The sequence below is a fragment of the Corynebacterium renale genome (assembly GCF_002563965.1).
Lineage (GTDB): Bacteria > Actinomycetota > Actinomycetes > Mycobacteriales > Mycobacteriaceae > Corynebacterium > Corynebacterium renale.
The window spans coordinates 1,055,186-1,076,947 of the sequence record NZ_PDJF01000001.1 but is presented as its reverse complement, the minus strand read 5'-3'; the positions used below and the strand labels follow the sequence as shown (position 1 = coordinate 1,076,947).

21 protein-coding genes are annotated in these 21,762 nt (G+C 63.0%); 11 read left to right on the top strand and 10 right to left on the bottom strand.

Annotation, left to right across the window (positions count from 1 at the left end; genetic code table 11):
* Positions 1-5 precede the first annotated feature (5 nt).
* Positions 6-344 carry a hypothetical protein gene (locus ATK06_RS05065; protein WP_048380896.1) on the bottom strand — a complete coding sequence of 113 codons (339 nt, stop codon included), beginning with the start codon at positions 342-344 and terminating at the stop codon, positions 6-8.
* Positions 345-370: 26 nt separating this feature from the next.
* On the opposite strand from ATK06_RS05065, the gene ATK06_RS11230 reads away from it, so the two are divergent.
* The 3 genes from ATK06_RS11230 to ATK06_RS05045 are packed head-to-tail and all read left to right on the top strand — an operon-like array spanning position 371 to position 5,054.
* Positions 371-1,744, top strand: a complete 1,374-nt coding sequence (locus ATK06_RS11230) for a hypothetical protein (RefSeq protein ID WP_048381092.1) — start codon at positions 371-373, stop codon at positions 1,742-1,744.
* A complete protein-coding gene (locus ATK06_RS05050) occupies positions 1,741-2,718 on the top strand; it encodes a glutamate ABC transporter substrate-binding protein (RefSeq protein ID WP_098388946.1) in 978 nt (325 codons plus the stop codon). The genes ATK06_RS11230 and ATK06_RS05050 overlap by 4 nt, the downstream gene beginning before the upstream one ends.
* Positions 2,664-5,054, top strand: coding sequence for a serine/threonine protein kinase (locus tag ATK06_RS05045; RefSeq protein WP_098388945.1), 2,391 nt, complete (start codon positions 2,664-2,666; stop codon positions 5,052-5,054). The genes ATK06_RS05050 and ATK06_RS05045 overlap by 55 nt, the downstream gene beginning before the upstream one ends.
* A gap of 12 nt (positions 5,055-5,066) precedes the next feature.
* On the opposite strand, the gene ATK06_RS05040 is transcribed toward ATK06_RS05045, so the two are convergent.
* Together ATK06_RS05040 and pta are read right to left on the bottom strand one after the other, a co-directional pair.
* Entirely contained in the window at positions 5,067-6,260 is a 1,194-nt protein-coding gene (locus tag ATK06_RS05040) for an acetate kinase (RefSeq protein ID WP_098388944.1), read from the bottom strand.
* On the bottom strand, positions 6,261-7,619 hold the full coding sequence (pta, locus tag ATK06_RS05035) for a phosphate acetyltransferase (protein WP_098389401.1): 1,359 nt from the start codon (positions 7,617-7,619) through the stop codon (positions 6,261-6,263).
* 273 nt (positions 7,620-7,892) lie between these two features.
* On the opposite strand from pta, the gene ATK06_RS05030 reads away from it, so the two are divergent.
* Together ATK06_RS05030 and ATK06_RS05025 are read left to right on the top strand one after the other, a co-directional pair.
* Positions 7,893-9,257, top strand: coding sequence for an FAD-dependent oxidoreductase (locus tag ATK06_RS05030; RefSeq protein ID WP_098388943.1), 1,365 nt, complete (start codon positions 7,893-7,895; stop codon positions 9,255-9,257).
* Positions 9,238-9,672, top strand: a complete 435-nt coding sequence (locus ATK06_RS05025) for a GNAT family N-acetyltransferase (RefSeq protein ID WP_098388942.1) — start codon at positions 9,238-9,240, stop codon at positions 9,670-9,672. Before ATK06_RS05030 ends, ATK06_RS05025 begins: the two co-directional genes overlap by 20 nt.
* A 267-nt stretch (positions 9,673-9,939) precedes the next feature.
* On the opposite strand, the gene ATK06_RS05015 is transcribed toward ATK06_RS05025, so the two are convergent.
* The 3 genes from ATK06_RS05015 to ATK06_RS05005 all read right to left on the bottom strand — a co-directional run bounded on the left by ATK06_RS05015 (position 9,940) and on the right by ATK06_RS05005 (position 12,238).
* A complete protein-coding gene (locus ATK06_RS05015) occupies positions 9,940-10,506 on the bottom strand; it encodes a hypothetical protein (RefSeq protein WP_048380902.1) in 567 nt (188 codons plus the stop codon).
* A gap of 132 nt (positions 10,507-10,638) precedes the next feature.
* Positions 10,639-11,898 carry a formate-dependent phosphoribosylglycinamide formyltransferase gene (gene purT, locus ATK06_RS05010; RefSeq protein ID WP_083986117.1) on the bottom strand — a complete coding sequence of 420 codons (1,260 nt, stop codon included), beginning with the start codon at positions 11,896-11,898 and terminating at the stop codon, positions 10,639-10,641.
* A 13-nt stretch (positions 11,899-11,911) separates the two neighbouring features.
* Complete coding sequence (locus ATK06_RS05005) at positions 11,912-12,238, bottom strand: hypothetical protein (RefSeq protein WP_098388941.1); 327 nt, start codon at positions 12,236-12,238, stop codon at positions 11,912-11,914.
* 138 nt (positions 12,239-12,376) lie between these two features.
* On the opposite strand from ATK06_RS05005, the gene ATK06_RS05000 reads away from it, so the two are divergent.
* The 4 genes from ATK06_RS05000 to ATK06_RS04990 all read left to right on the top strand — a co-directional run bounded on the left by ATK06_RS05000 (position 12,377) and on the right by ATK06_RS04990 (position 15,637).
* Positions 12,377-12,751 (top strand): hypothetical protein, encoded by a 375-nt coding sequence (locus ATK06_RS05000; protein WP_143341396.1) that lies wholly within the window; start codon positions 12,377-12,379, stop codon positions 12,749-12,751.
* Complete coding sequence (locus ATK06_RS11075; protein ID WP_143341395.1) at positions 12,748-12,930, top strand: hypothetical protein; 183 nt, start codon at positions 12,748-12,750, stop codon at positions 12,928-12,930. Before ATK06_RS05000 ends, ATK06_RS11075 begins: the two co-directional genes overlap by 4 nt.
* Before the next feature lie 25 nt (positions 12,931-12,955).
* The gene (locus ATK06_RS04995) at positions 12,956-14,146 is read left to right on the top strand and encodes an amidohydrolase (protein WP_098388939.1); all 1,191 of its coding nucleotides are present in this window, start codon (positions 12,956-12,958) and stop codon (positions 14,144-14,146) included.
* A 312-nt stretch (positions 14,147-14,458) separates the two neighbouring features.
* Entirely contained in the window at positions 14,459-15,637 is a 1,179-nt protein-coding gene (locus tag ATK06_RS04990; RefSeq protein WP_048380910.1) for an amidohydrolase, read from the top strand.
* On the opposite strand, the gene ATK06_RS04985 is transcribed toward ATK06_RS04990, so the two are convergent.
* Entirely contained in the window at positions 15,634-16,923 is a 1,290-nt protein-coding gene (locus ATK06_RS04985; RefSeq protein WP_098388938.1) for an adenylosuccinate synthase, read from the bottom strand. The genes ATK06_RS04990 and ATK06_RS04985 overlap by 4 nt on opposite strands.
* 47 nt (positions 16,924-16,970) lie before the next feature.
* Here ATK06_RS04985 and ATK06_RS04980 point away from each other — a divergent pair, with 47 nt between their 5' ends.
* Positions 16,971-17,738 carry a hypothetical protein gene (locus tag ATK06_RS04980; protein ID WP_098388937.1) on the top strand — a complete coding sequence of 256 codons (768 nt, stop codon included), beginning with the start codon at positions 16,971-16,973 and terminating at the stop codon, positions 17,736-17,738.
* Positions 17,739-17,751: 13 nt separating this feature from the next.
* Here ATK06_RS04980 and ATK06_RS04975 read toward each other — a convergent pair whose 3' ends face one another.
* Complete coding sequence (locus ATK06_RS04975) at positions 17,752-18,927, bottom strand: FUSC family protein (protein WP_048380912.1); 1,176 nt, start codon at positions 18,925-18,927, stop codon at positions 17,752-17,754.
* Between the two features lie 44 nt (positions 18,928-18,971).
* Between ATK06_RS04975 and ATK06_RS04970 the strand changes: the two genes are divergently transcribed.
* Entirely contained in the window at positions 18,972-19,931 is a 960-nt protein-coding gene (locus ATK06_RS04970; RefSeq protein WP_098388936.1) for an HNH endonuclease signature motif containing protein, read from the top strand.
* Positions 19,932-19,975: 44 nt separating this feature from the next.
* On the opposite strand, the gene ATK06_RS04965 is transcribed toward ATK06_RS04970, so the two are convergent.
* Positions 19,976-20,632 (bottom strand): DedA family protein, encoded by a 657-nt coding sequence (locus ATK06_RS04965; RefSeq protein WP_143341394.1) that lies wholly within the window; start codon positions 20,630-20,632, stop codon positions 19,976-19,978.
* Between the two features lie 64 nt (positions 20,633-20,696).
* Positions 20,697-21,731: a class II fructose-bisphosphate aldolase gene (fbaA, locus tag ATK06_RS04960; protein ID WP_048380915.1), complete on the bottom strand. Its 1,035-nt coding sequence runs from the start codon at positions 21,729-21,731 to the stop codon at positions 20,697-20,699.
* Between the last annotated feature and the right edge of the window lie 31 nt (positions 21,732-21,762).

The window sequence follows — 21,762 nt, the reverse complement described above, 5'->3', positions numbered from 1 at the left end:
GGGCCCTAGCGTAGTCGCGTTCCACAGCGCGCGGAACCGTCCGTCTCCCCAATACTTAAGACCCGATTCGTACCGCCGAAACCGAGGAGCCGATAGTCCTGGCACCACTGCACATCCGGGATGCGATTCACGTACGCGCGCAGGAGGGCGTAGTCGTGGTGCCAGCCGCGATGCGGCCCACTAGGGGTGTCGAAGGTGATGAAGGCGCCGTCGAAAGCAATGCCCGTGACCTTCTCCCACCCCACCCCAGGTTCCTGGGCACGCAGTGCGCTGTTGGGGTAGACGGCATGGCCTGCGCCGTGGTGTCCACAGTCGTAGCGTCGTGGGAAAGGGGGGTTGGGCATCGTGTACTCCTGACCTGCTTGTGACTATGATTACTGAAATGATGGCAGCTACGGGTTCGACACATACCCAACCCGCCGGGGCGGCGTCCCGCCCGGCGCGGTCGGGGTGGAATTCCGTCTGGGAAGTTCCCGCCCATTATTTCAAAACCACCTGGTCTTTCATCCGCACCACACCCGGCACGATGCTGACCATGGTCCTCCTGCTGTGCGCCGCGATCTTCGCCGCCGGCTATTCCATGAGCGTGTCCACGGCGTCGCGCCACACTGCGCTCTCCGAACTCTTACAGACCACGGAACCGACTTCCTACGCTGCGCACAACCTGTACACCTCCCTTTCCTTGGCGGACACGATCGCCACTTCTTCCCTGGTGCAGGTGGGGCCTGCTAGCCCGGAGCAGCACCGCGAATACACGTCCGCGATCCTGCAGGCCAGCACCGCGGCCTCCCAAGTAGCGTCCTGGGTGGGCTCCGGGGATCAGCGCGCCACCGAACTTATCGCGGCAATCCAGCGTGACCTGCCCATGTACACCGGCATCGTCGAGACGGCGCGCGCCAATCACCGGTCCGCGAACCCGGTGGCGGTGGCGTACCTGACGCAAGCGTCGGCGATGATGCGCGAGGACATCCTCCCCGCCGCCGAGGAACTCTTCGACCGCACCAGCCACTCCGTGTCCGCAAACCAGTCCCGGCTGGCTAAACCGCAGTGGGTTCCGCTCTCCGGGTTGGTGGCCGCCTTCGGTTTCTTGGTGGTGGCGCAGTGGTGGTTGTGGCGGCGGACGCGGCGTCGTTTTAACGCCGGCTTCGGGGTGGCCACCGTGTGCATGGTGGTGGCCCTGGGTTGGGTGGGCGCGTCCAATTTCTTCGCGTGGCAGGCAGTCTCCCGCGGCTACGAGCTGGCCGCCTCCCCGTGGGAAGCGCTCACCGATGCCCGAATCGCCGCCCAGCAGGCCCGCACCACGGAGACCCTGGCGTTGGTGCGCCGCGACACCCTGGCGGAGGCGGAGGCCTCCTTCCGGAACACCACCCGCCAGGTCACCCACGCCCTCGACGACTATGAAGCAGCCACGACGAAGGTTCACGATGACGTGGTCGCCGCCCGGGAAGCAACCGTCGCGTGGGAGGACGCGCACACCGAACTGGTGGGCGCCCTGGCCCGGGGTGATTTCCAGGAGGCCACCAGACTGACCACGCAGCACGGCGACACCGCGGCCAGCGCATTCCGTGACTTGGACGGGGCACTCGCCCAGCTTATCGACGACTCACGCACCACCCGGCGCGCGTTCGTCGGTGAAGGTGTCGCCGCCACCACGTTCCTCTCCATTTCCGTGCTCCTGCTCTCTGTGGCCGCTATCGTGGCCGTTATCGTCGGCATCCGTCCCCGTTTGCAGGAGTACCTATGATCCGCCGCCTCGCCTGCCTGACCCTGGTTGCCGCCCTGGCCGGCTGCAACGCCGTGCCGCAGGAAGCCGACAACCCGCAGATCGGGGTCGGTGCGGATACCCGCGTCGGGGTGGCCCCCTTGCCTGCCGACGCCAGCGTGGAACTTCCCGGCACGCACCCGCCCCAGGAAATCGTGACCAGCGGGTTAGAAGGCTCACTCGCCCCGGATAACGCCACACCCGAGGAGCGCATCCCGGAGATCGTGGAACGCGGGAAAATTATCGTAGGTGTGGACCAGGCGCTCAACCTGATTTCCTTCCGCGACCCCATGACCGGTGAACTCACCGGCTTCGACATCGACTTAGCCCACGAGGTTGCCCGCGATATTTTTGGCAACCCGGACGCGGTGGAATTCCGGTTCGTGGAATCCGCTGACCGCGTCGACGCGATTACCTCCGGCAAGGTGGACATGGTGATTCGGTCGATGACCATCACTAAGGACCGGGCGGAAAAAATTGCTTTTAGTACCCCGTACCTGGACGTGTCCACGCGCATGTTGGTGCGCACCGGCAGCCCGGTACGCACCCCGGAAGATATCGGTACCGACGCAGTGTGCGTCACCGACCGGTCCACTGGCCTGCAGAAGGTACGCCAGCTGGCGCCCGAGGCCACGATTATCAAGACGCGCTCCTGGTCCGATTGCTTGGTCACCCTGCAGCAGGGCCAGACGACCGTCGTGATGACAGATGACACCATGCTGTCCGGCATCGCCGCCCAAGACGCCTTCACCAACATCGTCGGGCCCAGGCTGGCGCAAGAAAGCTACGGCATCGGCATCGCCCAGGCCAACGAAGGGCTCGTCCGCCAGGTGAATTCCACACTCGAGCGCATTTTTAACGACGGCACCTGGGACGCCATGTACACCACGTGGTTCAGCAGATGGCTCCCGCCTGCCAGCCCGCCGCCCCTGCACTACCGGGAGGAAGAACAGTGAACGAAGAAACGTTCGACCCCACCGAACCGGGCACCCAAGCCGTACCCTTCGACCCCTTCGCGGACGATTCGGAACCCCTCACCGCCGGTGAACTTCCCGTCGGCGGCGACGCCGACGTTGCCGCCCTCCTTGCGGACATTGACGAACGCCGGGAGCGGAATCGTCGAGAAGCAACCGCGAAGCGGGCCCGCGAGGAAGCGATATCCACGTTCAAGAAGCGGCGCAGCGCCCGGGGCGCAGACCGCACCGTCGCCGACGGCATGGTCACCCTGCCCTTCGTACCCACCGTCAACGACGACGCCGCACTCATCGACCCCACCGACTCGAAGGTCGCCGCGCCCCAACTGCAACCCGGCGACATCGTAGCCGACCAATACGAAATCAAAGGCGTCATCGCGCACGGCGGCATGGGCTGGATCTACCTGGCCACCGACCGCAACGTCTCCGAGCGCGTGGTCGTGCTCAAGGGGATGCAGTCGCAGGTCAAAGGCCATGACGTGGGCGTCGCCGAATCCGAGCGCGAATTCCTAGCAGGCGTGACGCACCCGCTGATCGTAAAGATTTTCAACTTCATCGACGACCCCCGCGTCCCCGGCGGATTCATCGTCATGGAATACGTGCCCGGGCCATCACTAAAGGACCGGGCCCGCACCTACGACGGTGGCCTCATGCCCATCGACGTAGCACTCGCCTACATCCTGGAAATCCTGCCCGCCCTTGACTACCTGCACGAACGCGGCGTGGTGTACAACGACCTCAAACCCGACAACATCATTGCCACCGAAGACCAAGTCAAACTCATCGACTTGGGTGCAGTCTCCGGGATCGGGTCCTTCGGATTCATCTACGGCACGCGCGGATACCAGGCACCCGAGGTGGCCACCGAAGGGCCGTCGATAAGCAGTGACATCTACACCGTCGGCCGCACCCTCGCCGCACTCACCCTGCCACTGACGCGCGAGAACGGCGCACTTGCCCCGGGCCTACCCTCACCCAACGAAGAACCCCTGCTCCGCCGGTACACCTCCTTCTACCGGCTGCTCCTGCGTGCCACCCACCCGGATCCGAAGGCCCGCTTCATCACCGTCAACGAGCTGCGCACCCAGATCTACGGGGTGCTGCGCGAAGTCATCGCGCTGCGCGACGGGCGCCAATTCCCGCCCCAACACTCCCTGTTCTCCCCGCAAAGGCGCACGTTTGGCACCAAACACTTGGTCTTCCGCACCGACCAACTCATCGACGGCGTAGACCGCTCCGTACGCATCACACCCGGCGAAATCATTGCCGCCCTGCCCGTGCCACTGACCAACGCGAAAGATCCCGGCGCGCCCCTGCTCGGCGGTATTTCCTACACCGAACCCGAAGAAACCCTTGAGGCGCTGGCCACTGCCCTCGATTCTGAGCAATACGCGCAGTCCCAAGAAATCCCGTTTGCGATCGTGCGCGTCACCCTCGAACTCGGATTCACCGGCCGCGCCCGCCGCTGGCTCGACTCGCTGGAACCGCGCTTCGGGCACACGTGGCGCTACCACTGGTATTCCGCCATCACCGCACTGCTTCTCGACGACTACCCCGACGCCCAACACCACTTCGCTGAAGCACTCACGCTGCTTCCCGGAGAAGCCGCCCCCAAACTGGCACTCGCAGCAACCAACGAACTCCTCCTCCACGGCCAGTACTCCACCACCCAATTACTGCCGGAGGAATTAGCCGTCGCGGCCGCGTCCCTCGACGTTGGATTATCGGACATTCCCAACGATCGCTTCGCCGACGGCAGCCTCAACCGCGACTGGACCGTCCACACCACAGACCCCGCCCTGCTGCGCTTCCACACTATCCGACTGTATGCCCTGGTGTGGGCCACGAACCCCACCACAGTGTCGTCCGCGTTCGGGCTCGCCCGCCAGCTGCGCGCCGAAGGTGCGGTCGCGGCCGCGGTGGCTGCGCTGGACAAACTGCCCGGCGCCTCCCGACACCAGCGCATGGCAGCCCTGACCTCCGTGCTGCACCTCATCGGGCGCGAGGGCGCGTGGGCCACCCCCGAATGCATCCGCGAAGCAGAACGCCGCCTCATGGAAATCCCGACCAACGAGCCGCGCTTCTTACAGATTCAGACCGCCGTGATGGTCGCCGCGCTCGGCGGGCTCCGCGAGGCCGGCCTTGAACAACCGGACGGCGCACCCGCCACGCTTTTCGACTACCCGTACACCCAACGCGGCCTGCGCACCGGCATCGCGGAGACGCTGCGCGTCGTGGCGCGCACCGCCCCATACGCGAAACACCGGTACTCGCTGGTGGATATTGCGAACCAGATCCGCCCGGTGACCTGGCTGTAGCGGCGCGGCGCCTTAAGCGAACGCGGACGCGTACCTGGCGATCGCCAGCTCTTCGTTGGTGGGGACCACGAAGACTTTGATGGCGGAATCGTCGGTGGAAATTTCGCGTGGGCCGTCGTTAGGCAACTCGTTGCGGGCCTGATCGACCTTGATGCCGTACATCTCCAGGCCGGCCAGCGCGTCGGCGCGCACAGCCTTGTCATTTTCGCCGACGCCGGCGGTGAACGTGATCGCATTCACGCGGCCGAGCGCAATCATGTAGGAGCCGATGTAGCGACGCAGCTGGTGGATGTAAATGTTGTACGCCAGCCAGGCGTCTTCGTCCTCATTCTCGATCATTTCGCGCAGGGCGCGGAAGTCGTTGACGCCGGAGAGGCCCTTCACACCGGAGGTCTTGTTGAGCATCGCGTCAATCTCGTCGATGCTCATGCCCGCGTTGCGGTGCAGGTGGAAAATCACGCCGGGGTCCAGGTCGCCGGAGCGGGTACCCATGGCCAGGCCGGCCAATGGCGTCATGCCCATCGACGTATCAATCGCCTGGCCGCCACGGATTGCGGCCGCAGAAGCACCATTACCCAGGTGCAGGGTGATCTGGTTGACCGCAGCCTCCGGCATGCCCAACAATTCCGGCACCTTCTTGGACACGTACTCGTGCGAGGTGCCGTGGAAGCCGTAGCGGCGCACACCGTTGTCCAGGGCCACGTCCTTGTTCACCGCGTACAGTGCAGCAGCCGGGGGCATGGAGTGGAAGAAGCCCGTATCGAAGACGGCGACGTGTGGGATGTCCGGCAGGATTGCGCGGGCCACCTCAATGCCATCAATGTTGGCCGGGTTGTGCAACGGGGCCAGGGGGATAAGGTCGCGGATCATGGCCACGATCTCATCGTTGATCAGCTCCGGCCCGGAGAACAAAATACCGCCGTGCACAACGCGGTGCCCCACCGCAACAACGTCCACGTCCTGTGGGCCGCAGTGGTGCTTTGCCATGAGGTCAAAAGAAAGATTCAGGCCGGCGGCGTGGTCGGGAATCGGCTGCTCGACGACGTGCTTCTCGCCCGCGTGCTTCAAGGTGAGGCGGCCCATCGGTTCGCCCACCTGCTCGACGAGTCCGACGACGAACGGCTCGTCCTCCGCGTGCGCGGTAGGGTCAACAAGCTGGAACTTGATGGACGAAGAACCAGAATTTAAAACGAGTGCATAAGCCATTTAGCTGGCGCCTCCTGCCTGGATTGCGGTAATGGCGACGGTATTAATAATGTCGGGGACGGTGGCGCCACGGGAAAGATCGTTGATCGGCTTGTTCAGGCCCTGCAGGATCGGCCCGACGGCCAGGGCACCGCCGGTGCGCTGCGCGGTCTTGTAGCCAATGTTGCCGGATTGCAGGTCCGGGAAGATGAACACGTTCGCCTGGCCGGCAACCGGGGATTCGGGGGCCTTCTTCGCGGCGACGGAGGGTTCGCAGGCGGCGTCGAACTGCAGCGGGCCGTCGACGGCCAACTCCGGGTTGAGCTCGCGGGCTTTCTCTACCGCAGCGACAACTGCCTCAACATCAGGACCGACACCGGAGGCGCCCGTCGAGTAGCTGAGCATCGCGACCTTCGGATCAATGCCGAACTGGTGCGCAGTCCGCGCGGACACCACGGCGATCTCGCCCAACTGCTCGGGCGTGGGGTTTGGGTTGACGGCGCAGTCGCCGAAAGCCCACAGGCGGCCACGCATGACCATGAGGAAAATAGAGGACACCACGGACGCGTCCGGGGCCGTCTTGATGATCTGGAACGCGGGGCGAATGGTCTCCGCCGTGGTGTGCGCAGCGCCCGAAACCATTCCATCGGCGTCGCCGGCCTGCACCATCATGGTTGCGAAGTAGGATTCGTCCTTCATCTGCTCGCGCGCCTGCTCGATGGTCACGCCCTTCTTCTTGCGCAGCTCCGCGAAGGCGGCGGCGTACTCCTCGGCGCGGTCGCTGGTCAGGTGGTCCACGACGTGCGCGCCGTCCAGGTTCAGTCCTAGCTCCTGGGCCCGCTTTGCGACGCCCTCCTGGTCCCCCAGGATCGTCAGCTCGGCAACGCCACGGGCAAGGAGGGTGTGCGCGGCCTGCAGGATGCGGTCGTCGCCACCTTCGGGCAAGACGATGTGGGATTTCGCGGACGCGGCCTTTTCTAGCAGCCACGTCTCGAAGAGATCGGCGCTCATGACGGGCTTAACGTCTGCATCGCGGACCGCGGGGGCAACCGTGGCCAGCTCCCCGGCCGCGACCGTGGCCACGAGGTGCGCGCCGGTTGCTGCAATGTCGCGGCTGATCAAATCAACCTGGGGGCCCTCACCTTCGGCGACAAGCACGAGCGGCAGGCCGAGGGCGGCGGCGGCTTCGGCGTCGAAAAGCGGGGCACCAGTGCCGACGACCACAGTGGGTTCGGTGGGTGCCTGGGCCAGCACCTCGGCGATGGTGGTGGCGCTCAGGCGGGACGTGGCCGCGCCGAGTTCCTGCGCCAGCGACGCCACATCAAGATCGTCGACAGTGCGGTTCGCTACGGTCACGATGACAGATTGAGAGGTCAAGATGGGCACACTCCTTCGCAGAACGATAAACAACGCCAACACGGCGTAAGATACACACACCAACTCTACTATTAACCTGGCCGCGAAGCCCGGTAAATACACCCAAACCACCAGTGAGTGCGCCCGCCATATGCGACACAGTTAATATGCAAATATAAAGCGGGCCTTTCGCAAGAGTAGACAAGTCTGTACACTAGGCCGGTACTAGTTAGCACAACCGCAACAATTCGCCCGCTCAGCCTGGGTAGAGCAGATGAAAGGTAAAGAGGAATACACATGAGCCGCCCAATGCGCATCGCCGTCGTCGGCGCTGGTCCCGCCGGCATCTACGCATCCGACCTTCTGGTCAAGTCCGACCATGACGTCCAGATTGACCTATTTGAAAAGATGCCCGCCCCCTTCGGCCTGATCCGCTACGGTGTCGCTCCCGACCATCCGCGCATCAAGGGCATCGTCAAGTCCCTGCACAACGTCCTCGAACGCGAAGAGATCCGCTTCCTGGGCAACATTGAGGTAGGCAAGGACATTACTGTCGACGAACTGCGCGAATTCTACGACGCCATCGTCTTCTCCACCGGCGCCACCGGCGACAAGCCACTGAACATCCCCGGCGCAGACCTGCCCGAACATTACGGTGCCGGCCAGTTTGTGGGCTTTTACGACGGCAACCCGAACTTCACCCGCGACTGGCCCCTCGACGCCGAGCAGGTGGCAGTCATCGGTGTGGGCAACGTGGGCCTGGACATTGCACGCGTCCTGGCAAAGACCGCCGACGAACTCAAGGTCACCGAAATCCCGGACAACGTCTACGAAACCCTCTCCAAGAACGCGGCCAAGGAAATCCACGTCTTCGGACGCCGCGGCCCGGCCCAAGCTAAGTTCACCCCACTCGAACTCAAGGAATTGGACCACTCCGACACCATCGAAGTTGTCGTGGACCCCGAGGACATCGACTACGACGCAGCCTCCGAACAGGCACGCCGCGATTCCAAGTCCGTTGACTTGGTGTGCCAGACCCTCGAAGGCTACGCCATCCGCGAACCCAAGGGCGCACCGCACAAGCTGCACATTCACCTCTTTGAGGCGCCCGTCGAGATCCTGGGCGAAGATGGCCACGTCGTGGGCCTGAAGACTGAGCGCATGCAACTCGACGGCAACGGCGGCGTAACCGGCACCGGCAAATACACCACCTGGCCAGTCCAGGCCGTGTACCGTGCGGTCGGCTACCGTTCCGACGCAGTCGAGGGCGTGCCGTTCGACCACGAACGCGCAGTCATCCCGAACGATGGTGGCCACGTCCTCGACGAAGATGGCCAGATCGTGCCATCCCTCTACGCCACCGGTTGGATCAAGCGCGGCCCCGTCGGCCTGATCGGCAACACCAAGAGTGACGCCAAGGAAACCATTGGCATGGTCATCGCAGACTTCGACGCCGGCCACCTGCCTTCCCCTGCCGAGGAAAACCTGGATCCGCAGGCGATCTTGGACTACTTCGAGAAGAAGGACCTGCCCGTGACCACGTGGGAAGGCTGGCACCGCCTCGACGCAGCCGAGCGCGCCCTCGGCGAGGCCGAAGGCCGCGAGCGCAAGAAGATCGTGGAATGGGAGGACATGGTCCGCCATGCAGGACCTCAGGACTAAGATCGCACCCCTCGAGGACTTATCGGTCCGCGAGGTCCACGACCTGTACAAACTGCGCGTCGACGTCTTCGTCGGCGAGCAGGAAACCCCCTACTACGAAATCGACGACGCCGACATCCACCCTGATACCCGCCACATCCTGATCCTCGACGGGGAGGAACTGGTGGGCTGCGGGCGCGTTGTCGGCAACGTGATCGGGCGCATCATCTCCCGGCGCCCCGGCGTAGGAAGTCACGTGGTGCGCACCGCAATGTCGCTTATCGACGCCCCCACCGCCACCCTATCCGCCCAATCCCGCCTAGTGGGCTGGTACGAACGCTTCGGTTTCCAGGCCTGCGGCCCGGAAACCCTGGACACTGGCGTTCCACACACCCCGATGGAAGCGGACCTACCTGGTGAAAAACCAGGCCAGTAGCAGCACTACCGCTATCGCAGCCAGCGCGCCTAACACCCACCAGAGTGTTGCTGCTGAGATGATGCCGAAGGCATAGAGTCCGAGGGGAATGAGCGCGGCCGGAAGCACTGCCAACGGCCGCGTCGGTGGGACGATGGGCTTCTTGTGTGTGTCCATAGCGGGTCTCCTTAGGGGGAATAACCTGGAGCATATTAACCTCGGCACCCGTTAGCAATAGCCCGATAGCAAAAACGCTCCACTCCCGTGGGGCATTAAGCATAAGTGATGCTATGGCAGCAGGTTGGCGATCTGTGCAGGCAACAGTGGCTTAATCTGCGGCAACGCTGCAACCAGAAGGCCAAGGACAGCAGCTACGGCACCCGCGACGGTAACGCCGATTCCAGCCGGGGTCAGGCCCTTGCCGTCTGCGGAGCTCAGCGCGACCTGAGCTTCGGAAGAAGTCTGGCTGAGATCCTTGCCCTCAACGCAGGCGCGCAGTGCTGGCATCATCCCCCCGTAGTATTTATTTACTTGTTCGGCTCTAACTTTTGCGTCGTGATAGTCAAACTCACTGATAGTACCGGCTTTGCGCTTCGCTTCATTCTCAGCAAGCAGAGACTCGTAACTATCGATGTATGCCAATCCGCCTGCAATGTAGCCTTGAGCCTCGTTAGGAGTAAGCGTCCACGTACCATTTTCCATCTCGAAAATGTGCTTTTCGCTTTCAGGAATAGTGAACGTGCAAACCTGGCCGTCAACCTTGACCGACATTGCGTTTGCAGCTGGTGCGCAGACGCCGGTGGTAACGGCTGCGGCGGCGGTGATGGCAAGAGCGCCCTTGGTGAATGCTCGCATGGCGGAACATCCTTTCTCAGTAGCTTGGATTCAGTTCAAACGGAACTGTACGTTAGCTGAGAATTGTACCTTTTTTCGTTGCATATAGAAGAAAAAGGGGGTGCGGGTACCCCTAAGCCCCAAGCCCCGCCGCTACCCCACCGTGTTTTCCACGCTGATCGCGTCAGCGACGGCGCGTGCCCGCTGCGCGGCTTCGCCGATTGTTTCGGCGGTCGCCAAAGCAACGCCCATGCCGCGTCCGATGGTGGCGTCCTGCTTGCCGAACAATTCCACGCGTGACTCCGGCACGGCGAGTGCTTCACCCAACCCGGTGATACGAACCGAGTGCGCATCGACCGTGGAAAACAGTGAACAGGCGGCCCCCGGGGAGGTCAGGGTGACGTCGATAGGCATGTTGAGGATTGCGCGGCTGTGCAGCTCAAACTGGGATAGGCGCTGGCTAGCGATAGTCACTAGGCCGGTTTCGTGGGGGCGAGCATGGACTTCGGAGAAGTAGACGTCGTCGCCGGCGACGAACATTTTCACGCTGAACACACCGCGCCCGCCGAGCGCATTACTCACGCGCGCAGCCACGGATCGCGCGTTGCCCAGCGCTTCTTCGGAGATGCGCATCGGCTGCCACGACTCGACGTACTGGCCGGCGTCGTACTTGTAGCCGATCGGCTCGCAGAACCAAGTTGCCAGCTGCCCGGTGGCGGGGTCCGTGGAACGCACGGCAAGCATGGCGAGCTCGTAGTCAAAGTCGACGAGTTTTTCCACCACGAGGCGGGTCTCCGGCTGGCCGTCGCAAAGCACTTCCCAAGCCCGCTCAACATCTTCCTCGGACTCGATGACGCAGTTCGGGCGGGTGGACTGCTCCGCCGCCTTCGCCACGACCGGGTAGCCCAAGGAACCGATCGCCACCTCAAACTCAGTGTGGGTGGAGACGAACATGTAGGACGGCGTAGGCAGGCCCAACTCTTCAGCGGCCAGGCGACGCATGCGTTCACGGTTCGTCGATAAGGCAGCAGCCTTCGCCGAGGGCACCACCGTCGCATGCCCCCGCTCCTCGACGGCCTCCAACACGTCGGCGGCGATCGTCTCAATCTCCGGAATAATAAAATCCGGGCGCACGCGCCGAATCAGCTGCGTCACCGCCACCGGATCCGAAACGTCCACAACGTGCGCATAATGCGCCACCTGCTGCGCCGGCGCATGCGACGTCCGATCCACCGCATGCACCTCTACCCCGAAACGATGGAACGCAATCGCCAGCTCACGGGACAATTCCCCCGACCCCAGCAACATCACCGTCGTAGCATTCGCCGTCAACGGCGTGCCCAGCTCGACCTGCGCCGGCTTCGGACCAGTGCTTTCCGACGCCTCCGGGAGTGAACGTTCTTCAGAAACCATGCCCCCAAGACTACTAGCCGCGGTTACGCAGCACCGCATCTACAAAAGCCAACGCAAGATACGCCCCCGCAAGCACAAAGAACGTAATACCCATCCACCCCTGCAACGGACCCAACCACCACAACGCTACCGCGCCCACAATGAGAAGCAGCACGAGCCCCCACACCCACTGCACCACCGGATGAGATTTCTCGTCCGCACGCGACCGCGAAAACCCCATGTACCCCAAAAGCCCGAAACACAGCAATAAAATGACAATCCGCTGCTCCTGATCCCACCGCGAACCGCCAGCCGCGAGCAGCAGCACGATTGCCAAAACCAGCAGGACCTTATCTTTCATGGTGCCCACAGTAGCAGTGGGGCGTGGTCGGCGCTCCACATTTTTGGCATACTGGTGCGCATGGGGAAAAGAAATCGGGGGGCCTGGATACTTTTAGTAGCCCTCACAATGTGTGTATGTGTTGCGGCAGGTTTCGTCGTGAGTAAATTACTGACCGGCATGTCGTGGGCAGCAACGACGCACACGTGGCTGGACTATCAGGGGTCCCTGCCCACCTCCTTGACCGGGTTGCTGGCCCTGATCCTTGCGCTGTCGACGCTGAACCAACGCACCCGCTCCGACGACCGCGCCGCCTACTACGACCGCGCGCAATGGGCAATCAACCTGACGCTGGAGGAAGATCCCGCCAAGCGGTCTGCGGGGTGGGCGTTTTTGGAGGCGATTGCCGATTCTGACTGGAAGGATTCAGACGACGAAGCCTTTGCTCAAGCCGTCTTAAATTATGGCCGTCACCCACAACGCGGACGTGAGCGTTCCGGTAAGCTCGACCACGACAATAAGGAGGCGCAATGAGTTCACCTACATCGAATATGCCGCGTGACATTAACCGTGCCGTGACAGAAGAAGATGTTGCCAGAGCTCGGGAGAAGGCGTTAGACGCTTTCCAGCGCAAACTAGACGAAATCCAGCGCGAAGAAGCCAAGAACCAGCGTGGTATCCGTAAATACCTGCACCGTTTGGGGCTCGTCTAAGCCTGCCAGCCACTAGTGTGGGGGCATGACAATTCACGCAGCCCTCAACAAATTCCTCGAATCCACCCGCGCGCGGCGCGAAGAGACCTACATCTGGTTCCACCAGCACCCGGAGCTGGCTTTCCAGGAGCATGAAACCTCCGGCCGCATTGCCGACGAACTGCGTCGCCTCGGCGTGGACCCAATCGCGGTCGGCCAGACCGGCCAGGTGGGCGTGGTCAGCAACGGCGAGGGCCCGACGGTACTCATGCGCGCCGACTTCGATGGCCTGCCCGTCGCCGAAGAATCCGGCAAGCCCTACGCCGCCGACGTCGAGCTGGGGCGCATGCACGCGTGCGGCCACGACTTCCACGTCACCTGGCTACTCGCCGCCACGGAATTCCTTTCCACCCACCGTGACCTGTGGAAAGGCACGTTCATTGCCCTGTTCCAGCCGGCGGAGGAAATCGGCCAGGGCGCCCTAGACATGGTCAATTCTGGGCTTATCGACGCCATCCCCGCCCCCGAAGTAGCGTTCTCCCAGCACGTTTTCGCGGACGTCCCCGGCGGACACGTCGCTGCGTGCGCGGGCCCAGCAATGAGCGCCACGGCGAACACGCGCGTCACCATTCTGGGACGCGGCGGGCACGGCTCCATGCCGCACACCACCATCGACCCCGTGGTGATCGCGGGGCATATTATTACCCGCCTGCAAACGATCGTGGCGCGTGAACTAGCACCCGGCGAGTTCGGAGTGGTGACCATCGGCGCTGTTCATGGTGGTGAAAACGCGAACGTTATCGCCGATTCAGTCCGCCTGGAGATCAATACCCGCGCGTACAACGACGCCGTCCACGCAAAGATTTGGGCCGCAATCGACCGGATCGTGCGTGCCGAGTGCGCAGCCGCCGGCTGCGAACGCGAACCCATCATCGACCGGTGGACCGAAGTTCCCGTCACCGACAACGATGCGGCCGTCACCGCGCAGGTCATGGATTCCTTCCGCGAGATTTTCGGGGAACGCGCGGGCGAGTTCACGCCGTCGACAGGCTCGGAAGACTTCTCCCACCTCCCGAACGCCTGGGGCATCCCCTACTGCTACTGGGGCGTAGGCGGATTCGCGGCCGAGGACGCACCGAGCAACCACTCCCCGCAATTCGCCCCGGACCTGCACCCGACCCTGGATTTAGGCACGCAGGCAATTATCGCCGGCGTGGCCCCCTGGTTGACCCAGTAAACCCTTTACGTGGGAAGTGGCGCACGTTACACTCCCCGGTATGGGTAAGAACAAAATAAACCTCGGCATAGCAGCTGCCACCTTTCTCGTCGGCGCTGCCGTCGGGGCGGGCATATCTCACGTACAAGATTCCGAGCCCGAACCTTCGGTGCACGGGGGTATCGTCGATTCCTACCGCACCGAAGAGGATTGCCTTCAACATCGCAAACGGTCGGCTCCCAGCTACCCAGAATAGGATCTCAGCTGCACGTTTGATGAGCAGATGCAATCCTGGATGCTCACGTACCGGGACACCGGCGTACCGTAGGGTACATGGATGAACTGTTTGAACACTTAGCTACCACCCGCGAAGCCCGCGAGGAACTGTACGTCTGGTTCCACCAGCACCCGGAGCTGTCCATGCAGGAGGTGCAGACCCGCGCCCGCATCTCCAAAGAGCTGATGCGCATGGGCCTGGAGCCGCAGGAATGCGGGGGTGGCGTCGTAGCGGTCGTGCGCAACGGGGAGGGGCCGACGGTGCTGGTGCGCGCCGACTTCGACGCCCTGCCCATGGCGGAGGAATCCGGCAAGACCTACGCCGCCGACCCCGAGCTGGGCCGTATGCATTCATGCGGCCACGACGTCCACACGACCGCCCTGCTCGGCGCCACGGAAACCCTAGCCACCTGCACGGACGCGTGGTCGGGCACGTTCATTGCCCTGTTCCAGCCCGGCGAAGAAATTGCGGCCGGCGCGCAGTCCATGCTTGACGACGGCCTCGCCGACCTCATCCCCACCCCCGACGTCGCCTTAGCGCAGCACGTCCTCACCGGCCTGCCGGGCGGTTGCGTGGGCGGTGTCCCTGGGCCTTTCCTGTCCACTGCGAAGAACATCACCGTACGGATCCAGGGCAAGGGCGGGCACGGTTCGATGCCGCACCTTGCGGTGGACCCGGTGGTGATTGCGTCCTCGACGGTTATGCGCCTGCAGACGATCGTCGCCCGCGAACTGGCACCTGGAACGTTTGGCGTGGTCACGGTAGGTTCTGTGCAGGCGGGGACGAGCGCGAACATCATCCCCGATTCGGCGACGCTGCAGATTAATATCCGCGCTTTCGACGAGTCCGTAGCCCAGCACCTCACAGAGTCCATCGAACGGATCGCGCGCTCCGAGGCTGCGGCCGCCGGCGCGCCGGAGCCCACGTTCGAATACTCGAACTTCTACCCGCTCACCGACAATGACCCCCAGGCAGCCGGCAAGGTCATGGACGCTTTCCGTGCCACGTTCGGCGAGCAGGCGGTTCCGTTTGAGGGCGCGCAGGCTTCTGAAGACTTCTCTGTGATCCCCCGGGCGCTTGGCGTGCCCTATTTCTACTGGGGTTTGGGTGGTTTCGCCGCCCCCGAGAACGCTCCGGGAAACCACAACCCCGCGTTTGCCCCCGATATGCAGCCCACGTTGGACCGCGGTTCGGAAGCTATCCTCGCCGCGGCCGGCGCGTGGCTAATCCCCTAGGATTCGAGGACGTCGTGCAGGACGATCGTCTGGTCGCGGCCTGGGCCGACACCCACGTAGGAGATGCGGCAGCCGGATAGTTCCTCGAGGCGGCGCAGGTAATTCTGTGCCTTCTCGGGGAGTTCGTCGAAGGTGCGGCAGTCGGAGATGTCCTCGTCCCAGGCCGGCATGGTTTCGTAGATGGGCTTCGCGTGGTGGAAGTCGGACTGGGTCATGGGCATTTCGTCGAAGCGCTTGCCGTCGACGTCGTAGGCCACGCAGATGGGGATGTCGCCGATGCCGGTAAGCACGTCCAGCTTGGTCACGAACAGGTCGGTGAAGCCGTTGACGCGGGAAGCGTAGCGGGCCACCACGGAGTCGTACCAGCCGCAGCGGCGTGGGCGGCCAGTGTTGACGCCGAATTCTCCACCGGTGTTGCGCAGGTGCTCGCCCCACTCGTCGAAAAGCTCAGTGGGGAACGGGCCAGCGCCCACGCGGGTGGTGTACGCCTTGATGATGCCCAGGGAGCTGGTGATCTTGGTCGGGCCAACACCGGAACCGACGCAAGCGCCGCCGGCGGTCGGGTTGGAGGAGGTCACGAATGGGTAGGTGCCGTGGTCGACGTCCAGCATGGTGGCCTGGCCGCCTTCCATGAGGATGGTCTTGCCGGCGTCGAGGCCTTCGTTGAGCAGGCGTTCTGCGTCGATGACCATGGGTTCCAGGCGGTCGCGGTAGCTCAGGAAGTACTGGACGATTTCCTCGGCGACGATTGCCTTGCGGTTGTACATCTTGACCAGGGTCTGGTTCTTGATGTCCAGCGCGGATTCAATCTTCTGGCGCAGGATCGACTCGTCGAAGACGTCCTGGACGCGGATACCAATGCGGGAAACCTTATCGGCGTAGGTCGGGCCAATGCCACGGCCGGTGGTGCCGATCGCGCGCTTGCCCAGGAAGCGTTCCTGGACGCGGTCGAGCACCTGGTGGTACGGGGCAACCAGGTGGGCGTTCGCGGAAATGCGCAGGCGGGAGGCGTTGGCTCCGCGTGCTTCGAGGCCATCGATTTCGTCGAAAAGCGCCTCCAGGTTAATGACAACACCGTTGCCCAAAACCGGGGTCGCGTTTTCGCTCAAAACACCTGCGGGCAGCAGCTTGAGCTCATACTTTTCACCGCCGACGACCACGGTGTGGCCCGCATTATTACCGCCGTTTGGCTTCACCACGAAGTCAACGTGCCCGCCGAGAATGTCGGTGGCCTTACCTTTACCCTCGTCGCCCCACTGGGCGCCCACGATCACGATTGCAGCCATTGGAATCCTTTCCTTCATGTGGCGCTTGCTCGCTATAGTCTACCCACATGACCATTCTCTTCCTGCGCTGTGGCCCCCGTTCCCACCAGTTCGAACCGTTCGGGGAAACACTCGACCTCCCCGAGGTGCCCACCAGGAAGGATCTGCGCAGGCTAGATGTGCTTTGCGACGCCCACCTGCCGGAAGACCCCACCCCCACCTTGGACGAAATCGCGGCGCAGCCCGACGTCGCCCATCTCAGCACCCCCGGCCCCGCCCCACAGGCGCCCTACCTGGCAGAACCGCTGCGTGTGGTCGTCGCGGGAACGGACGCCGCGCTGTCCGCCGTGATAACGCGCCTCATGCGCCGCGACAGCCTGTGGGTCGAGGTCGGCTACGTGCCCGTGGAAGAATCGCCGGCCTCCGTGAACTGGGCAATCCCCGTCGGAGCGGTGGCGTTGGCCCACTACGGGACCGTCAACCCGGTACCCCTGATCCGCAACGACCGCTCAATCGCAGTGGCCGGCTCCGCGGTGATTGCGCTGGATGCCGGCGAGATTATCGTCGACGACACCCCCATCCTGCGCGGCGACCGCGACTACGGCGCCCGACTCGTCCCCCAAACCGACGCCCCCGGCATCGCCGCCGTCACGCTTCTCGACGCCTCCGGCCGCACCCGCGGCCTCTTCCGCTCACCGCGCGTAGAAACCGGGCGCGCCGTGCAAGTCGGCGGCGAAAACATCATGGTCACCGTCGACGGAGTCACCCACCCGCGCCCGGTCACGCGCGCTACGTTCTACCGGCACCTGCGTGACCTGCAAATCGTACGGCCCTGAAGCGGGCGCATAGCTAGTCGTCGTAAATCTCTGGAGGATACGCTGGAGTAGACGAAGTCGGCTCCAGTACCGCCAACGCGGATTCACGGGACATGCCGCATACTTGCAGCAGGTCTACGATGATCGACCGTGTCTGTGCCAACAGCGCGTACGCGGATAGAACACGCCCTTCAGCGACCTCCATCCCTGTCCGCGCCCCCAGCGCGCGCAGCTGGTTTACGATCAGCGGGATTTGCGTCGCCTCGGAGACCTCGGGTTTTGCCTCGTAGACCTCGGATAGGGCGAGCGTGATGTCGGAGAGTTCGTCGATGAGTTCGATCTGCGTCGGCGAAACCTCGTCGTCGTCCTCCGTGAGCGTGACCGCCCGGCGCGCCAGCACGCGGCAGTTGCGCACGCAGTTGTCCAGGGGCATGACGATGCGTTCCAGGATGCGCACCCGCCGCCGCGACGCCCACAACAGTGGCGAAAGGGTGGTGGATTCCTTGCCGATCTTCGCGGCGTCCAACATTTTGTCAATATCGCCCTGGGTATCCCGGACGGCATTGAGCGCGGCGGCGAGGGTTTTTTCGTCCCCGTCTTTGAGGGCCTTGGCGACGTCGCCAAGCACTGAAGACGCAATCGTGAGCACCTTCGACAGTTCCTGCCTGCCCGCGGCAAGTGGTGAGGACGGCAAGAAAGCAATCACCACCAGGCCTGTTATGGAGCCGATGATGGCGTCGACCATGCGGTCCGGGCCGCCGGGCGCGGTGGGAGCGCCGGCGATCGGCACCGTGACCGAAATGAGGATCGAACCGATCGCCATCTGGTTATTCACCAGCGGCGAAGCGCTAAGAAACGAGGCCACGACCAGCGCAATCCCCACCGCCACCCCAAGCTGCCACACCCCGGGGCCCAGCAGAGGGATAACCAGATCCGCCAACCCCACACCCAGGACGCAGCCCAGCGACATCTCGAGCGCGCGCTTCATGCGCTCGCCGCCGGTCAACCCGAGGATGATCACCGCGGAAATCGGGGCGAAAAACGGGTACGGGTGGCCGGCCACGTGGACTGCCACCCAGTATGCGATCGTCGCGGCCAGCGCCGACTGCACGATCGGCCACAGGCGCTTGCGTACCCTGCGCAGGCGCGAATGGAAAGACTTATCCACGATTTTCAGACGATCGCGGGTGCTTAACTTCACTGCAGGCATGGCAACCAAGCATAGTTGGCAAAAAATATGTATGCTTCGGGGGTATGCTTACAACCTATTTGCAAGCTACTCGGGGAGGGATCGCATTAATACGCGAATCCGGGGGCTTCACACTAGAACAACTCGTGGCCATGGGTGCCACACGCGACCACGCACAGGCGCTTCACGACGCCTTCGCACTCTTCTACGGACGCACTCGCTACACAGCACAGCAACGACGCGCCCAACGCACCGGCTTGAGCCTCGATGGGCTGCTTGCCGTCGTGACGTATTCCAAGCGCACTCAATCGGTGGCCGACACGTGGAAACTCGTCGTCGAACTGTGCGCCCTCGACGGCGGGCCCACCGAAATCCGCAGCGTAGCGCTCGCCCGTCTGCGCGAATGGTATCCGCCACGCACCCGCAAGGACGGGGTCTACATGCAACGGCCCAAGGGCAAATCGTGGACCCTATCAATCCAAGGTTCGGCGGACCTTATCGCCTCGCTCGGGGCGCAGATCAAAACTCTCGACGACGCCGAAAACGTCTTCCGCGACGGTGCCACCAAATTCGGGGTGATCACCAACATTATCGTCCCCATCGACGACCTGTGGAAACTCAAATACGACAACCCCGAAGACGTCACACTCCAATGCACCAACGGAGTCACCCTCACCGGGACCGAATACCTGCAACGCGCCGTGGGCACCTTCTTCCGCGGCCTCCTGTGGCACCCGATGAAAGGAATCATTAACGCCGGCCAAACGCAACGGTTCGCGAACCCGAAACAACGGCTCATGGCCATGATCAACGACCCCGTGTGCCCCTGGCCCGGCTGCAATACCCCAGCCGACGACTGCCAAGTCCACCACATACAACCCTTCTCCGAGGGTGGGCGCACCGACCTCGACAACCTGATCATGGCGTGCGCCTTCCACAACGGGGTCAACGACGACCACCGCGAAGGAACCCACTGGGGCTACCTGGACAAAGACGGCCCCAACGCCACCTGGCAGCGCGCCTAAACCCCACGCGCCACCCCGCCGGCCTGCACCGCGAGCAGGACCGGCTACTTGGCCTGCCGCATCGCCTTCCACACCACGAACACCACCAGCGCCACCGTAATCCACAGGGCGTACTTATTGATCACCTCAATGACGTTGAGCACCTGCTCACCATACCGGCCGCCCAGGTAGAACATGACGGAGTTCACCGCCAACACCCCGAGCACGTTGAGCAGCATCACAAACCAGAGGCGGACCTTAGCGATCGCCATCATGAGCACCGTGATGTTCGAGGAAATGTACATAAACGGCAGGTACGTGAACGGCGTGACCGCGGCGGCGATCCGGTTCATGGGGCGGACGTCACCGCGCATGTACTTCATCATCCACCGGTTAATCCGCGGGGTGGACTGTGTAGCAAAGTCCGCGAATTCCACACCCCACTTGCGGCCCAGCGCGTAGTAGATGGGCAGGAACTTCACCGCCCCCACGGCTGTGAGCAGCAGCATCCACGGGCTGAATCCCCGGGCACCCAGCACGATCGAGGACGTGTAGCGTCCGACGAGTAGCGCGTACCAGCCTGGGTTGTTAATCAGCCAGACGCGCAGCGGGATGAGCGCGAACGAGAAGAGCATCATGCCGATCAGCCCGGCCCACAGGAGTTTGTCTGTGCGGTCGGGGTTTTTCATGAAGCTGGGTAGTTGTGGTTCCTGGTGAGTCACTCGCACTACTCTAGTGCACAAAAAATGGGCCAGGGTTGCCCCTGGCCCAGTAGTCTGCGAAGTTTTACTTCGAGACGGAGGTTCCTACGGAGTGCAGGTCCTGGCAAGCTTCGACCACGCGGTCGGCCATGCCCTGTTCTGCCTTCTTCATGTAGGAGCGTGGGTCGTAGACCTTCTTGTTGCCCACTTCGCCGTCGATCTTGAGGACGCCGTCGTAGTTCTCGAACATGTGGGAGACGATTGGGCGGGTGAATGCGTACTGGGTGTCGGTGTCAACGTTCATCTTGATGACGCCGTAACGCAGTGCTTCCTCAATCTTCTCCTTCTCGGAGCCGGAGCCACCGTGGAAGACGAAGTCGAATGGCTGCGCATCTTTGTCCAGGCCAAGCTTCTCGATTGCAACCTTCTGGCCCATGTCCAGGACCTCTGGGCGCAGCTTCACGTTGCCTGGCTTGTACACGCCGTGGACGTTGCCGAAGGTTGCGGCCAGCAGGTAGCGGCCGTTTTCACCGGTGCCCAGGGCGTCGATGGTCTTTGCGAAGTCTTCTTCGGAGGTGTACAGGTTAGCGCCGGCCTTGGCCTCAACGCCGTCCTCTTCACCGCCGACAACGCCGATTTCTACCTCGAGAATAATGTTGGCCTTGCGTGCCTTCTCCAGGAGTTCCTGGGCGATTTCCAGGTTCTCGTCGATGTGAATTGCGGAGCCGTCCCACATGTGGGACTGGAACAGTGGCAGTTCGCCACGGTCAACGCGTTCCTGGGAGATTGCGATTAGTGGGCGGACGTACTCGTCGAGAACTTCCTTCTGGCAGTGGTCAGTGTGCAGTGCCACGTTGATGCCGTAGTGCTTAGCGGCTTCGTGTGCGAACGCTGCAAGAGCCTGTGCGCCAGCAACCTTGTTCTTTACGGAAAGTCCGGAGCCGAACTCTGCACCACCAGTGGAGAACTGGATGATGCCGTCGGATTCTGCTTCTGCGAATCCGCGGAGAGCGGCATTGATGGTCTCAGACGACGTGCAGTTGATTGCAGGGTAGGCAAAGCCACCCTTCTTCGCACGGTCGAGCATCTCGTTGTAGATTTCCGGGGTTGCTACTGGCATTGGGTAACGCCTCCTATGAAAGGTGGATAAA

Coding starts and splice junctions, on each gene's coding strand:
- ATK06_RS05050 (WP_098388946.1), top strand. CDS start 1,741: ATGATCCGCCGCCTCGCCTGCCTGACCCTGGTTGCCGCCCTGGCCGGC.
- ATK06_RS05015 (WP_048380902.1), bottom strand. CDS start 10,506: ATGCGAGCATTCACCAAGGGCGCTCTTGCCATCACCGCCGCCGCAGCC.
- purT (WP_083986117.1), bottom strand. CDS start 11,898: ATGGTTTCTGAAGAACGTTCACTCCCGGAGGCGTCGGAAAGCACTGGT.
- ATK06_RS04995 (WP_098388939.1), top strand. CDS start 12,956: ATGACAATTCACGCAGCCCTCAACAAATTCCTCGAATCCACCCGCGCG.
- ATK06_RS05040 (WP_098388944.1), bottom strand. CDS start 6,260: ATGGCTTATGCACTCGTTTTAAATTCTGGTTCTTCGTCCATCAAGTTC.
- ATK06_RS04975 (WP_048380912.1), bottom strand. CDS start 18,927: ATGCCTGCAGTGAAGTTAAGCACCCGCGATCGTCTGAAAATCGTGGAT.
- ATK06_RS05025 (WP_098388942.1), top strand. CDS start 9,238: ATGCAGGACCTCAGGACTAAGATCGCACCCCTCGAGGACTTATCGGTC.
- ATK06_RS04985 (WP_098388938.1), bottom strand. CDS start 16,923: ATGGCTGCAATCGTGATCGTGGGCGCCCAGTGGGGCGACGAGGGTAAA.
- ATK06_RS11230 (WP_048381092.1), top strand. CDS start 371: ATGATTACTGAAATGATGGCAGCTACGGGTTCGACACATACCCAACCC.
- ATK06_RS05045 (WP_098388945.1), top strand. CDS start 2,664: ATGGCTCCCGCCTGCCAGCCCGCCGCCCCTGCACTACCGGGAGGAAGA.
- ATK06_RS04970 (WP_098388936.1), top strand. CDS start 18,972: ATGCTTACAACCTATTTGCAAGCTACTCGGGGAGGGATCGCATTAATA.
- fbaA (WP_048380915.1), bottom strand. CDS start 21,731: ATGCCAGTAGCAACCCCGGAAATCTACAACGAGATGCTCGACCGTGCG.
- ATK06_RS05065 (WP_048380896.1), bottom strand. CDS start 344: ATGCCCAACCCCCCTTTCCCACGACGCTACGACTGTGGACACCACGGC.
- ATK06_RS04980 (WP_098388937.1), top strand. CDS start 16,971: ATGACCATTCTCTTCCTGCGCTGTGGCCCCCGTTCCCACCAGTTCGAA.
- ATK06_RS04990 (WP_048380910.1), top strand. CDS start 14,459: ATGGATGAACTGTTTGAACACTTAGCTACCACCCGCGAAGCCCGCGAG.
- ATK06_RS11075 (WP_143341395.1), top strand. CDS start 12,748: ATGAGTTCACCTACATCGAATATGCCGCGTGACATTAACCGTGCCGTG.
- ATK06_RS05030 (WP_098388943.1), top strand. CDS start 7,893: ATGAGCCGCCCAATGCGCATCGCCGTCGTCGGCGCTGGTCCCGCCGGC.
- ATK06_RS05005 (WP_098388941.1), bottom strand. CDS start 12,238: ATGAAAGATAAGGTCCTGCTGGTTTTGGCAATCGTGCTGCTGCTCGCG.